Raw genomic sequence first — 13,671 nt, 5'->3', positions numbered from 1 at the left:
GCGAATGAGTATTTCCGATCAAATGAAAACGGCCCGAAGCGGTTGCTTCAGGCCGTCCGAATGTCTGGAAACTGATGCAATCAGTTCTTGGCGCGCTCGACGTAGGAATTGTCTTCCGTTGCAATGACGACGCGGGTGCCGGCATCGATATGCGGCGGAACCAAAGTGCGGATGCCGTTCGACAGGATCGCCGGCTTGTACGAGGAGGATGCCGTCTGGCCCTTCACGACCGGTTCGGTCTCAACGATCTCGAGGGTGACGTGGCGCGGAAGTTCGAGCGCCAGCGGAATACCTTCGTGCATCGACAGGATGCAGGTCATGCCTTCCTGGAGGAAGGCCTTCTGGTCGCCCATGGTGTCAACGTCGACGACGACCTGATCATAGGTGGCCGGGTTCATGAAGTGGAAGCCTTCGCCGTCTTCATAAAGGTACTGGAAGTTCACATCTTCGACGAAGGCGCGCTCGACCTGCTCGGTGGTGCGCCAACGCTCGGAAACCTTCACGCCGTCAACGATGCGGCGCATGTCGACCTGGGTAACCGGCGTGCCCTTGCCCGGGTGGAAATTCTGAGCCGTGAGAACGACGTAGAGCTTGCCGTCGACATCGAGAACGTTGCCCTTGCGGACCGAAGAGGCGATGACCTTGACCATAAGACTTCCTTGTAAGTCGGCTTTCGGCGTCGTAGAGGACAGTCAGAATGGCCCTGAAGACGCAAAATGTTTTTTCTTCGGGGCGGCACTAACCTAAAATCGTGTAAATAGCCACCCCATCCCGGCCGAATCCGGCAAGGAAAGCGTTCAATGAACCTCACGAGCGCCACAGCGTCTCCCTGGTGGACACCATCAGTGCATGCCGATCGCCGCCCGTTCCTTATCGGGCGTAACGCGATCCAGTCAGCGCTGCGAGGTTATTTCGCCCGTGAGGATTTCATCGAGGTCGATACTGCGACGCTGCAGGTGTCTCCGGGCAACGAGGCGCATCTGCATGCCTTTGCGACGCAAGCGCTGACGACGGACGGACAGGCTGCGCCCTTCTACCTGCACACGTCGCCGGAATTTGCCTGCAAGAAGCTTTTGGCCGCCGGTGAAGAACGCATCGCCTGCTTTGCGCATGTCTATCGCAACCGCGAGCGCGGGCCGCTGCATCATCCTGAGTTCACAATGCTCGAATGGTATCGGGCGGGCGAGAGCTATGAGAGCCTGATGATGGATTGCGTGCGTATGCTGGCGCTCGCTGCCGAAACGGTGAAGACCGCAACGCTTACCTATCGCGGCACTGAGTGCGATCCCTTCGCCGGGCCGGAGCGCATCAGCGTTGCAGAAGCGTTCGGTCGCCATGCCGGCATCGATCTTCTGGCTTCTGTATCTGCTGACGGCTCGACCGAACGCGACCATCTTGCCGCTGAAATGCGGCGGGTCGGCATGCGCGTTGCCGATGACGATCATTGGGCTGATCTCTTCAGCCGGGTGTTGGTGGAGAAGGTCGAGCCTTATCTCGGCTTTGGCCGTGTCACCATTCTCGACGAATATCCTGTTTCGGAAGCGGCTCTTGCGCGGCCTTCGGCGCGCGATCCGCGCGTAGCGGAGCGCTTCGAGCTCTATGCCTGCGGGGTCGAGCTTGCCAACGGCTTTGGCGAACTGACAAATGCCTCCGAGCAGCGGCGCCGTTTCGAGATCGAGATGGCGGAGAAGATGCGGGTCTATGGCGAGACCTATCCGCTCGACGAGGATTTTCTGGCGGCGCTGGCAATCATGCCGGAAGCGAGCGGCATCGCGCTCGGCTTCGACCGGTTGGTGATGCTGGCGACAGGTGCGTCGCGGATCGATCAGGTGCTCTGGGCGCCGGTCGCGGAGTACGGCCGATGAATGTCATGCGTCCGATCAAGAGCGTCGACGATCTCGTCAGGGCGGGGCTGGTCGAGGACGCGGAGCGACTGGCGCTCGATGAGGTCGCCGCGCGCTATGCCATCGCGCTGACACCTGCCATGGCAAGGTTGATCGATTATGCCGATCCGGCCGATCCGATTGCCCGGCAGTTCGTGCCCGATGTGGCGGAACTCGTTACCACGCCCGAGGAACGGGCCGACCCCATCGGGGACCATGCGCACAGCCCGGTCGAGGGCATCGTGCATCGCTATCCGGACCGCGTGCTGTTGAAGGCCGTGCATGTCTGCCCGGTCTATTGCCGCTTCTGCTTCCGGCGCGAGATGGTGGGGCCGCAGGGGCTCGGCATGCTCGATCCGGCGGCGCTGGCTGCAGCCGTCGACTATATCCGCGGGCATGGCGAGATCTGGGAAGTGATCCTGACCGGCGGCGATCCGCTGGTGCTTTCACCAAGGCGTCTCGGCGACATTCTAAGCGAGCTTGCTGAGATCGAGCATGTGAAGATCGTGCGCTTCCACACGCGCGTGCCCGTCGTCGATCCGCAGAAGATTGATGCGGAGCTGATTGCGGCGCTGAAAGCGAGTGGCAAGACTGTATATGTCGCGCTTCACGCCAACCATCCGCGTGAGCTGACGACTGAAGCACGCGCCGCCTGCGCCCGGCTGGTGGATGCCGGCATCGTCATGGTCAGCCAGTCGGTGCTCCTGAAGGGCGTCAATGACGATCCCGACGTGCTGGCAGAACTTATGCGGGCCTTCGTCGAGACGCGCGTGAAACCTTATTATCTGCATCATCCGGACCTTGCGCCCGGCACCAGCCATTTCAGGCTGTCGATAGAAGAGGGGCAGAAGATCGTTGCCTCGCTTCGCGGCCGCATCTCCGGTCTCTGCCAGCCCACCTATATTCTCGATATTCCCGGTGGTTACGGCAAGGCTGTCATCGGCGAGAGCGCTGTGAAGGCGACCGGGGAGGGCTGCTACTCGGTGTCGGACTATCGCGGCGGCGAGCATTCCTATCCGCCTGCCGGTTAATGCAAAAGCGTGCTCCCGGCGTACCATTTCTGCACTCGATACAGCCGGGGCCATTTTCTGCCGGTCGTCTCGGGCTACATCAAACTATTGATAGGAATGAAGTATTAGGCCGCAAGCGGGCATGATTTGTAAAATGCAAAGTATGAATGATAGTCATATTTAACTAATTACATTAGCGGAATTTTCTGTTTTCCGCACTAAAAGCACTCCCATGAAAAGGCGATGAATGCCGGCTCAGGATCATGAAAATCTGGAGTTAATGGGATGAACAAGACAATCCGCGACCTCGTAGCCAAGTTCGGTAAGCTTCCTGTTCCTGTTGATCAGGTTGCCGACGATGCGGATCTCTACGCTGCGGGTCTGACGTCCTTCGCCTCGGTGCAGCTCATGCTTGGCATCGAAGAGGCATTCGATATTGAATTTCCTGACAATCTCCTGAACCGCAAGTCCTTCGCAAGCATCTCGGCGATCGCCAAGACGGTCGATCTCATCCGGGATAGTCGAAAGGTCGCCTGATGAACTTCCCGGTCAAGATCACGGAAGACAGCCTGGTCGCAAGGGCTGCCCGCGTCGCAGAAATTGCGGCAAAACATGCGGATGCCGTCGATTTCGAAGGCCGGTTCCCGCAGGAAGCCGTCAACGCGATGAAGACCGAGCGCCTGCTCGGCATCCAGATTCCCCGCCATCTCGGTGGCGAGGCCGCTTCCATCACCCAGATCGCCGAATTGTGCTCGATTCTTGGCCAGGCCTGCGCGGCAAGCGCGATGGTCTTCGCCATGCACCAGATCAAGCTTTCGAGCCTCGTCGAACACGGCGTCGACAGCGAATGGCATAGCGCCTTCATGCGCCGTATCGCCGCCGAACAGCTCCTGATCGCTTCCGCCACCACCGAAGGTGGGATCGGCGGCAATCTGCGCAACAGCATCTGCGCCATCGAAATCGACGGCGATATCTGCAGGCTGCAAAAGGATGCGACCGTCATTTCCTATGGCTCGCATGCCGATGCAATTCTTATCACCTCGCGCAGCCATCCGCAGGCCGCTTCTTCCGATCAGGTACTGACTGCCTTCCTTAGGGATCAGTACACGCTCGAAAAGACGCATATCTGGAACACGCTCGGCATGCGCGGTACCTGCTCCGACGGCTTCCTCTTCAAGGGTGAAGCGCCGGCCGCACAGATCCTGCCGAAGCCCTTCGCTGAAATCGCTGCGCAGTCGATGCTCGCCTCCTCGCACCTGCTCTGGAGCGGTGTCTGGTATGGTATCGCAGTCGATGCCGTTTCCCGTGCCCAGGCCTTCGTGCGTGCCGCTGCCCGCAAGTCTCCCGACGCCACGCCGCCCGGCGCGCTTCGCCTCGCGGAGGTTTCCAACCTCCTGCAGATGGTGAAATCGAACGTCGTTGCCGGCCTCAAGGCCTATGAGGATGCCAAAACTGACGGCGACAAGCTCTCGTCGATGGGTTTTGCCGTGGCGATGAACAATGTGAAGATCGCCTCTTCGGAAACGATCCTGGAAATCGTCAATCATACCATGCTGATCTGCGGCATCATGGGCTACAAGAACGGTACGCCCTTCAGCCTCGGACGTCATCTGCGCGATGCCCATTCCGCACAGCTCATGATCTCGAACGACCGCATCCTCGGCAATACGTCGAGCATGCTTCTTGTCCATAAGCAGGACACTAGCCTACTGGGGTAAAGCCATGGATATGCAGACTTCGTTTCTGGACCGGCTCTTCGAGTCAGGTCTGCTGATCGATACCGGCGTTGACGGTCTTTATGGCCGCAGCGGCCAGTTCGAAGATGTCATCGCTGCCTTCGAGCGGCTGATCGATAAGTTCGGCGGCGCCGATGGCGCCGAGGCGATGCGTTTTCCGCCCGGCATGAACCGCGCGCTCTTCGAAAAGAGCGGCTACATGAAGAGCTTTCCGCAGCTTGCCGGCACGGTGCACAGCTTCTGCGGCAGCGAGCTCGACCATATGAGCCTGCTGCAGTGCATGGAAGTCGGCGAGGACTGGACCAAGGACCAGAAGGCGACCGACATCGTGCTGACGCCGGCAGCCTGCTATCCGCTTTATCCGACGGTCGCCAAGCGCGGCAACCTGCCGGCCAAGGGCGGTCTCTTCGATCTGCAATCCTATTGCTTCCGTCATGAGCCTTCCAAGGATCCGGCCCGGCAGCAGCTTTTCCGCATGCGCGAATATGTCTGCATGGGCACCGAGCAGCATGTGACCGATTTCCGCCAGAGCTGGATGGACCGCGGTGTCGAAATGATGAAGCAGGTCGGTCTCGACGTGACAATCGACGTTGCCAACGACCCGTTCTTCGGCCGTGCCGGCAAGATGATGGTCAACAACCAGCGCGACCAGAACCTGAAGTTCGAGCTCTTGATCCCGATCACCTCCTCTGCAAACCCGACGGCCTGCATGAGCTTCAACTATCATCAGGACTCGTTCGGCGTGAAGTGGGGCCTGAACCTTGAAGACGGCAGCGTGGCCCACACCGCCTGCGTCGGCTTCGGGCTGGAGCGCATTGCGCTCGCGCTCTTCCATCATCACGGCCTTGACGTCAAGGAATGGCCGGCAAGTGTGCGGAAAGTCCTGTGGGGCTGAGCGGCTCGATGACATCGGTCTTTGCGGGTATCGATCCCGATACCTACAGGGCGCATGCGCTGCATTCCGGTGAGCGCATGTGGCCTGAGACCAATTGCTACATCGATCTCTGGATCGAGGTTCTCTCGACCTTCGGCGTTGTGCCGGAAGCAATGCTCGGTTTCACGTTGACCCAGGATTTCGAGGGCGACCAGTTCACCTTCTTCAAGGTGCCGCTGGAGGATCTCGAAGCGCTCTACGGCATTCGCGCCACCGAGCTTGCGATCTACGACCGCGTCGAGCGGCATATCGAGGTGCAGATCGCCCGCGGGCGGCTCTGCCTCATCGAGATGGATTCCTTCTACATGCCGGATACGCGCGGCACCGCCTACCGGCAGGAACATGGCAAGACCACAGTTGCGATCAACCGGCTGGACTTTGCCGGCAAGCGTGTCGACTACTTCCATAATGCCGGCTATTTCCGCATCGAGGGCGAGGATTTCGACGGCTTGTTCCAATCCCATCTGACGGATGAGGATGCGCCGTTCCTGCCCTATACCGAATTCGCCAAGTTCCCGGAACGCCCTGTCGGCGAAGCACATCTGCGCGAGGTTTCGCGGCGGCTCCTGGGCTTCCATTTCCATCGCCGCCCAAGCGCCAATCCGATCCGCGCCTTTGCCGAGGTCTTTCCGTTGCAGGTTGAGGCAGTAGCCGATCGGTCCTTCGGTTTCTTCCACAAATATGCCTTCAACACGCTGCGGCAGGTAGGTGCGAATTTCGAACTCGCGGCCGATCATCTGACTTGGCTTTCAGCCGGCGAGTTTGGTGTTGCGGCCGGAGAGGCGCGCCGGATCTCGGAAGTGGCGAAGTCGGTTCAGTTCCAGCTTGCCCGCGCCGTCACCCGCCGCAAGTTCGAGCCTTTGAAAGCGGCACTTGATCCGGCAGCCGATGCATGGGATTCGATGATGGCATCGCTCGCGGAGCGAGTCTGAGGCCGGAGATCTGACCATGCGGGGGCGGTTGGCAAGCATCGGGGCTGAGGAAAGCTTGCTTTCCGAAGGGTGGAATCTGGTTCTGACCGAGCCTGGCGCCTGCGCGACACCCCACGACATCCATCTTTCGGCGCAGTTCATTCCTGCACCTGTTCCCGGCACCGTTGCAGCGGCGCTCGAAAGAGCAGGGCTGTTCGACCGGGAAAATCCACAGCCGCTGAACACCAAGGACGCCTGGTACCTGACCCGCCTCTTCGATACGGAGCCGGGTGAGGCGATCCTGCGTTTTGAGGGGCTGGCGACAATCTGCCATGTTTTTCTCAACGGCCAGGAAATCCTCTTTTCCGAGAGCATGTTCACTGCGCACGAAATGCCGGTTACGTTGACAGGTGGTGATGAACTGGCGCTCTGTTTCCGGGCGCTTGGCCCTCGTCTGTCGGAGCCCGGGCCGCGTGCTCGCTGGCGACCGCAGATGATTACGCCTCAAGGGCTGAAGAATGTCCGCAACACGCTGCTCGGGCATATGCCCGGCTGGTGTCCCGAGATCCATGCCGTTGGGCCGTGGCGGCAGATTTCGCTCGCGCGCCGGGGCGTGGCCTCGGTCGATCATGTTTCGGTGCGCGCGGTGTTGGAGGAAAACGGCGCGGGGCGACTCAGCGTTTCGCTTTGTACCGCTGGCGAAGAGCCGGTGATGCTGTTGCGTTGCGCCGGCGCCGAGCAGGGTTTCGAGAAGATCGGCGATCGGCATTATTCGGCGATTCTCAAGCTTTCCGACATTGAGGCGTGGTGGCCGCATACGCATGGTGTGCCGCATCTCTATGATGTGACGCTGGTTATCGATGGCGAAGAACATTCGCTGGGCAAAGCCGGCTTTCGCCGTATCGAGGTTGACCATGGCGCTGATGGCAATGATTTCGCGCTTGTCATCAACGGCGAGCGGGTCTTCTGCCGCGGCGCGGTCTGGACAACGGCCGATATCGCACGGCTGCCTGGCGAGCGGGCCGATTACGAGCCTTTCCTGCGGCTTGCTGCCGAGGCTGGCATGAACATGATCCGCATCGGCGGTACCATGGCCTATGAAACGCCCGACTTTTTCGCGCTCTGCGATGCGCTCGGGCTGATGGTCTGGCAGGACTTCATGTTCGCCAATTTCGACTATCCGAAGAATGACAAGGCTTTTATCGGCCATGTACATGCCGAGGTGGAAGAGTTTCTGCACAGCGTACAGCTCTCGCCCTCGCTTGCCGTGCTCTGCGGCGGCAGCGAAATCCACCAGCAGGCGGCGATGTTCGGTCTGCCCCCAGATTTCTGGAGCGGGCCGATCACCGACGAGATCATCCCGGCGATCTGCCAGCGCATGCGGCCGGATGTGCCCTATGTGCCGAATTCGCCCTATGGCGGGGCGATGCCCTTTTCGCCCAACGCCGGCGTGACGCATTATTACGGCGTCGGCGCCTATATGCGGCCACTCGAGGATGCGCGCCGCGCCGAGGTGCGCTTTGCGGCCGAAAGCCTCGCCTTTGCTCATGTGCCGCAGCAGCGGACCTTGCAACGGCATCTCGACGTGCCCCCAGTTCACAGTCCGCTCTGGAAAGAGCGGGTGCCGCGCGACCGTGGTGCTTCCTGGGATTTCGAGGATATCAGAGACTTCTATCTCGGGCTTCTCTACGATCTCGATCCGGCCAGGCTCCGCCGCGACGATCCCGAGCGTTATCTCGATCTTTCGCGCGCCGTGACGGGAGAAGTGCTGGAGGAGACCTTTGCCGAATGGCGACGCAAGGGATCGTCCTGCAATGGCGCGCTCGTCTGGACCCTGCAGGATCTGTTGCCAGGTCCCGGCTGGGGCGTGATCGACTCCACCCGCGAGCCGAAGCCTGTCTGGCATGCAATGCGCCGCGCCTTCCGTCCGGTGCAGGCAGTTTTTACGGACGAGGGGACGAACGGCCTCTATGTCCACGTCATCAACGAAACCGATAAGGTGGTCGCTGTCGAACTCGATGTCGCCTGCTTGCGCGAGGGGCGCCAGCAGGTCGCGAGCGGCAGCAAGGCTTTCAATCTCGACCCGAGAAGCGTTGAGCGTATCGCTTGTACCGATCTCTTCGGCGGCTTCTTCGATGCGACCTATGCCTTCCGTTTCGGTGCGCCATCGCATGACGTCAGCGTCGCCTGGCTGCGGTCGACGATGGACGGCACGTTGCTCGCGCAGGCTTTTCATTTTCCGCGCGGCCGAGCCAAAGCCTTCCACGACGCGACGATCGAGGCGTCCTTCATGCGTGAGGGCGATGATTGGGTCATTGCGCTTGCGACCGATAGGTTGGCCCAATCTGTCCATATCGATGTCGAAGGCTACCGGGCGGAAGAGGACTGGTTCCATCTGGCACCAGGCCCTGCCAAGCGAGTGAAGCTCATCGCCGCTGCGGGCACTGATGGCGATGCATTGCCGACGGGTGAAATCAGGAGCGTCGGCGCCGCGCGCCGTTTCGCGCTTTAACGGCCAGGGAGCGGTCATGACGATCAGAGTGCAGGCGGAAGAGGCTTTGCGGGGCGTCTATCGGAACGTGCGCGGGCATCTGCTGCAGCGGCTGATCGTCAAATCGCGTCTCGCCTTCAATCCGCGCCGGCCTGTCGAGATCGTCGGCTATTTATCGATGGCGGCGGGTGTAGGCGAATCCGCGCGACTTTGCGTTGCCGCGCTCTCGCACGCGGGCCGTGAGATCATGCTTGCTGATGTCAGCACGCATCCGGACGAAGGCAAGCTGGTGGAGTGGGCATCTACACAGGTTTCCGACGGCCAGCCGGGAAGCCGCATATGGCATCTCAATCCGCCCATGCTGCCACGCGCGATCCTGAAGAAAGGCCTCGGCAATTTCACCCGTGCCTTCAACATCGGCTACTGGGCCTGGGAGCTTGAAGTGGTGCCGGCGGAATGGCGCAATGCCATGCACTATATGAACGCCGTCTTCGTTCCCTCGGAATTCACCAGGCGGGCAATTGCGCCGCATACGACTGCACCTGTCATTGTCGTGCCGCACCCTGTTACCGAGCGGCCGGCGGCTGACGGTATCAGGCAGAAATTCGGAATTGCCGAGAATGCTTTCCTCGTATCGTTCATCTTCAGTGCCGGCTCCTCGATCAACCGCAAGAACCCACAGGCGGTGATCGAAGCCTTCAGGCTCTTCAGCGCCGAATGCCCCAATGCCTTCCTGCTGATGAAGGCGAGCGGCAACCCGGCCAGAGACGAGGCGCTTCGGGCACTCATGCGATCCGTGGAAGGCGACCGCAACGTCAGGATCGTTACCGACAATCTGGCGAGTTCGGAGATCAACGGCATTATCCGCGATTCCGACGCCTATCTTTCGCTGCATCGCTCGGAGGGTTTCGGCCTGACGGTGGCTGAAGCGATCATGCACCGCACGCCCGTCGTCTCGACAGGATGGTCGGGCACGGCCGATTTCTGTGATCCCGACAATACCTGGCTGGTCGAGCCTTCGCTCGTTGCCGTCGTCGACAGCCATCCGGAATTTGCCGATCTCAAGGATGCCGTTTGGGCCGATCCCTCGCCAGTGGCCGCGGCAGCGCATTTGAAGAGCATCTATTCCGATTCTGATGGTGCGAGGCGAAAAGCGGAGGGGGCTCGGACCTATCTGATGCGCCATCTTGCCGAGCACAGTTATGACAAGGCGCTTTCGAGGCTTTCGGCGATGCAGGCAAGCTAAGCTGAGCGCTTCACTCCCCTTTATTTTAACATTTCCAATTTAGAGATGGCTTGTTTTCGGCCGCGATGCGGCTTCTAACGGATGGACGGATGTCGAAGGGCATTATTGCAAACTCGGTGATGAATGCGGCGGCGGGCATGCTGCTTCTGGTGACGGGATTCGTATCCTCGATCATAACCGCACGCCTGCTCGGCCCCGAAGCCAACGGCATCGTCGCCTTTTCGCTCTGGCTCGTTGTCACAGGGGCCTCGATTGCCGAGCTCGGCTCCAGCATCACGCTTCTGAAGACGCTGCCGCAGCTTTCGGCGCAGGGCTACAGTTTCGAGCAACGTAGGGGATTTGCCTCGATCCTGGTTACCTTCATGGTCTGCTCCACGTTGGTGCTGCTGGGGCTCTATGCCCTGTTCTTCCTGACATCGGAGGAAATGCACTGGGCCGATACCGCGCCGTCGGTGGCGCTTGTGACAGGCATTCTCTTCTTCGTCCAGGCGATTGGCTCCTTCGTCAAATTCTACCTCATCGGCGAAAAGCGGCTTGGCACCTTCTTTCAGCTGACGCTGATCGTCTCGGTCTTTCAGCTTGTGGGTGTGGCGGTCGGTGCCGTTTTTTATGGGGTGCTGGGCGTGCTCGTCGGATATGCGCTCGGCCAGCTCGTGCTTTTCGTCGCTACTTTGCCGATCCTCTTTACCCGTCGTGACCGCTGCGGCGTCTCGCTCAAATATCTGGCGTCGTCGTCGGTCATCCTGTCTATGCAGTTCATCATCGATTCGATCTTCCTCAACCGCATTGAACTGCTCTTTCTGCAGCAGTTCTGGTCGGTGGAAATGGTCGGTTTCTATGCTGCCGGCCTGTCGATCGCCAATATCGCGCTGCAGCTTCCCATCCAGATGAGCGGCAGCCTGCTGCCCTATTATTCTGAACGGCGGCATGCCAGTGCTGACTCTAAATTCCCGGTCGAGGCCTTTGCCGCCGTCATCCGCAGCATGGCCTATATTGTGCTGCCCATGAGCCTCGGGCTCGCTGCGATCTCTACTGAACTTGTACATGTGGTCTTCGGCGAAGCCTTCGACCGAAGCGGCGGAGTTGTCGCCCTGCTTGCGCTTGTCGCGCCTGCCTACACTCTCATGCAGGTTCTCAGCCTGTACCTGCTTTCAATCGACAAGGCCAATGTACGGTTGAAAATCAGTGTGATAGGTGGCCTCCTGATGGTAGTGGGTTGTTTACTCATCGTACCTAGTCTTGCCGCCGAGGGTGCCGCGCTTGTGCGCATAGCCGTATTTGTTGCGATGTCGGTAATGATGGTCAGGCAAACGGGATTCGGAACTCAGCTTTCGGGCCTTTATCTCAGCCTTACGAAGATTACTCTCGCGGCGGTATTTTGCGGCTGCGGTGCCATTACTGCACTTGAGCTCATCCAGGGTCCGATTGGTCTTGTCGCGGCGATCATCGCTGGCACATTTACTTATTTTGCTGCGTTGAAAGTCCTGCGCGCCGTTCCGGCCGAAGATATCCAGGTGCTGCGCTCGATCCTCGACAAGATGCCGGCGCTGCTGAAGGGACCGGCAAGGCGCGTGGTCAATTTCATCACCCCGCCGACCCCAGAAGGAGAAGCGAAGAAGCCGGTCAACGAAGAATTCTCGCGTGAACCAGCAGAAGGCGCCGGCCGTGCCGCTGCTCTTCCCGTTGTCTTCGATGGCACGATTGGTCTGTTCATGCCCGAAAAGCCTGATGTCGCAAGACGCTCGGCTGCCGTCCTCTTCGTCAGCCCCTGGGGTTTCGAGGAAATGTGCACGCGGAAATTCTATCGTGTGGCGGCAGAGCATTTTTCCGATATCGGTGTACCGAGCCTGCGGTTCGACTATACGGGCACGGGTGACGCACTCGATTTCGGAAATCAGACGCCGAGCCTGGAAATCTGGAAGAACTCCATCCGCGCGGCCGCTGTAAAGCTGAAGGCTCTCAGTGGTTGCTCCCAGATCATCCTTGTCGGCCAGGGTCTCGGCGGCACGCTTGCTCATTTGACTGGCCATTCGATCGAGGGCGTCGACAGTGTTGTGCTGCTTGCGCCTATTTTGAGCGGCAGAGGCCATCTGCGTGAAATCAACATGTGGTCGCGGATCATCCATGCCGACCTCGGTCTCGGCAAGGAACATGCGCCGAGCGCCCAGGTGCAGATCGCCGGTCTGACCTTGCCCGACGCGATTGCTGCGGAAATCGGCAAGCTCAATATCAGTTCACCGCAGGACCTGGCGGCGCCGAATTACCTCATCCTCGAACGCCCGGTTCGGGTTGACGATACGGCCTTCGCCGACGCACTGAAGGCGCTCGGCGGCAATGTCGAGCAGCGCGTGTTCGAAGGTTATGACGAGCTGGTCACGAACCCGCTCTTTGCCAAGACGCCGATGGCAGTCATCGACCTGCTCGCCGAATGGCTTGTCGAGACAACCACGCCTGCCGCATCCGCGGGTCACTCTCCGCAGGAGGTCGAAAACCAGCCACTCGCGGGTGATGGTTTTGAGGAAATTCCGGTTCGTTTCGGAGCCTTCCAGCATCTGATCGGCGTCATCAGCCGGCCGCAGGGCGAGATCAAGGGTAATGCCGTGCTCTTCATGTCGACGGCCTATGACCGGCATGCGGGCTGGGGTCGTACGACTGTCGATATGGCGCGTGAGCTCGCCCGCCAGGGCGTCGTTTCACTCCGCTTCGATTCCGCCAATGTCGGCGACAGCGTTCCGCGGCCGGATGCGCCGGAACAGGTTCTCTATTCGGCGACACAGACGGAAGACGCGCTCGCCTCGCTGGATCTCTTGGAAAGCTTTGTCGCCGGACCGATCATGGTCGCAGGTCGCTGCAGCGGCGGTTATGTGGCCCTGCGCGCGGGCATCGAGGATGAGCGTTTGAAGGCGATCGTTTCCATTAATCCCTTCGTCTACTACTGGGATCCCGAGATGCCGGTGCGGCGCGAGCATGTCGTCTCTGTTCCGCGCAGCGTCGACGACTACGGTCAGCGGATGATGCGGTTCGACACGGTCAAGCGGCTGTTCCGCGGCGAGGTCGATGTCTTTGCGGCCCTGCAGAACATCTTCATCGCGATCGGCCGCCGGCTTTCGCCGCGCATCGCGCCGCTTGTCGAACTCATCCCAGGCCGCCGTCATATCGCGCGGCAAGTGCGCCAGTCCTTTGCGGCGCTTGGCAGGCGCAAGGTGCCGCTGACGCTGATCTACAGCGAAGGCGATGTCGGTCTCGACCACATGTATTTCCACTTCGGCCCGCGCGGGCACAAGTTTACACGGCACCCGAATGTGCGGGTGGTGATGCTGCAGGATGCCGATCACAACCTGACACCGCCGGAATCGCGCAAGCTGGTGCTGGACGAGATCGTCCGGCTTGCGAAGGCTTGAGAATTTCCTGATTTGTTGGAGCAATTCCCGCAAAACCGTGCAGCGGTTTTGTGTTCGGA

Annotated in this window: 10 protein-coding genes; 9 read left to right on the top strand and 1 reads right to left on the bottom strand. The window is 60.2% G+C overall.

Features of this window, described 5'->3' with window-relative positions; all coding sequences use genetic code 11:
- Positions 1 to 80: 80 nt before the first annotated feature.
- Positions 81 to 650 (bottom strand): elongation factor P, encoded by a 570-nt coding sequence (gene efp / locus J2X71_RS22840; protein ID WP_310385186.1) that lies wholly within the window; start codon positions 648 to 650, stop codon positions 81 to 83.
- Between the two features lie 150 nt (positions 651 to 800).
- On the opposite strand from efp, the gene epmA reads away from it, so the two are divergent.
- The 9 genes from epmA to J2X71_RS22795 all read left to right on the top strand — a co-directional run bounded on the left by epmA (position 801) and on the right by J2X71_RS22795 (position 13,612).
- The gene (gene epmA / locus J2X71_RS22835) at positions 801 to 1,865 is read left to right on the top strand and encodes an EF-P lysine aminoacylase EpmA (RefSeq protein WP_310385184.1); all 1,065 of its coding nucleotides are present in this window, start codon (positions 801 to 803) and stop codon (positions 1,863 to 1,865) included.
- On the top strand, positions 1,862 to 2,914 hold the full coding sequence (locus tag J2X71_RS22830; RefSeq protein ID WP_310385182.1) for a lysine-2,3-aminomutase-like protein: 1,053 nt from the start codon (positions 1,862 to 1,864) through the stop codon (positions 2,912 to 2,914). Before epmA ends, J2X71_RS22830 begins: the two co-directional genes overlap by 4 nt.
- Positions 2,915 to 3,178: 264 nt before the next feature.
- Positions 3,179 to 3,430, top strand: coding sequence for an acyl carrier protein (locus J2X71_RS22825; RefSeq protein WP_112564399.1), 252 nt, complete (start codon positions 3,179 to 3,181; stop codon positions 3,428 to 3,430).
- A complete protein-coding gene (locus tag J2X71_RS22820; protein WP_310385179.1) occupies positions 3,430 to 4,611 on the top strand; it encodes an acyl-CoA dehydrogenase family protein in 1,182 nt (393 codons plus the stop codon). The genes J2X71_RS22825 and J2X71_RS22820 overlap by 1 nt, the downstream gene beginning before the upstream one ends.
- 4 nt (positions 4,612 to 4,615) lie before the next feature.
- A complete protein-coding gene (locus tag J2X71_RS22815; RefSeq protein ID WP_310385176.1) occupies positions 4,616 to 5,524 on the top strand; it encodes an amino acid--[acyl-carrier-protein] ligase in 909 nt (302 codons plus the stop codon).
- The gene (locus J2X71_RS22810) at positions 5,515 to 6,495 is read left to right on the top strand and encodes a DUF1839 family protein (protein ID WP_310385174.1); all 981 of its coding nucleotides are present in this window, start codon (positions 5,515 to 5,517) and stop codon (positions 6,493 to 6,495) included. The genes J2X71_RS22815 and J2X71_RS22810 overlap by 10 nt, the downstream gene beginning before the upstream one ends.
- A gap of 16 nt (positions 6,496 to 6,511) precedes the next feature.
- Entirely contained in the window at positions 6,512 to 8,986 is a 2,475-nt protein-coding gene (locus tag J2X71_RS22805; protein ID WP_310385173.1) for a glycosyl hydrolase 2 galactose-binding domain-containing protein, read from the top strand.
- Between the two features lie 46 nt (positions 8,987 to 9,032).
- Positions 9,033 to 10,211, top strand: a complete 1,179-nt coding sequence (locus tag J2X71_RS22800) for a glycosyltransferase family 4 protein (protein ID WP_310385477.1) — start codon at positions 9,033 to 9,035, stop codon at positions 10,209 to 10,211.
- An 89-nt stretch (positions 10,212 to 10,300) separates the two neighbouring features.
- Positions 10,301 to 13,612 carry an oligosaccharide flippase family protein gene (locus tag J2X71_RS22795; RefSeq protein ID WP_310385172.1) on the top strand — a complete coding sequence of 1,104 codons (3,312 nt, stop codon included), beginning with the start codon at positions 10,301 to 10,303 and terminating at the stop codon, positions 13,610 to 13,612.
- Positions 13,613 to 13,671: the final 59 nt, after the last annotated feature.

Origin of the sequence: Rhizobium sp. 1399, assembly GCF_031455475.1 — a bacterium.
GTDB lineage: Bacteria > Pseudomonadota > Alphaproteobacteria > Rhizobiales > Rhizobiaceae > Rhizobium.
The sequence above is the reverse complement of the archived record's forward strand: the minus strand, read 5'-3'. Positions and strand labels throughout refer to the sequence as shown.

What these genes read in the sequence shown, in the direction of transcription:
- efp (WP_310385186.1), bottom strand. Translation starts at nt 650, where the DNA reads ATGGTCAAGGTCATCGCCTCTTCGGTCCGCAAGGGCAACGTTCTCGAT.
- epmA (WP_310385184.1), top strand. Translation starts at nt 801, where the DNA reads ATGAACCTCACGAGCGCCACAGCGTCTCCCTGGTGGACACCATCAGTG.
- J2X71_RS22830 (WP_310385182.1), top strand. Translation starts at nt 1,862, where the DNA reads ATGAATGTCATGCGTCCGATCAAGAGCGTCGACGATCTCGTCAGGGCG.
- J2X71_RS22825 (WP_112564399.1), top strand. Translation starts at nt 3,179, where the DNA reads ATGAACAAGACAATCCGCGACCTCGTAGCCAAGTTCGGTAAGCTTCCT.
- J2X71_RS22820 (WP_310385179.1), top strand. Translation starts at nt 3,430, where the DNA reads ATGAACTTCCCGGTCAAGATCACGGAAGACAGCCTGGTCGCAAGGGCT.
- J2X71_RS22815 (WP_310385176.1), top strand. Translation starts at nt 4,616, where the DNA reads ATGGATATGCAGACTTCGTTTCTGGACCGGCTCTTCGAGTCAGGTCTG.
- J2X71_RS22805 (WP_310385173.1), top strand. Translation starts at nt 6,512, where the DNA reads ATGCGGGGGCGGTTGGCAAGCATCGGGGCTGAGGAAAGCTTGCTTTCC.
- J2X71_RS22795 (WP_310385172.1), top strand. Translation starts at nt 10,301, where the DNA reads ATGTCGAAGGGCATTATTGCAAACTCGGTGATGAATGCGGCGGCGGGC.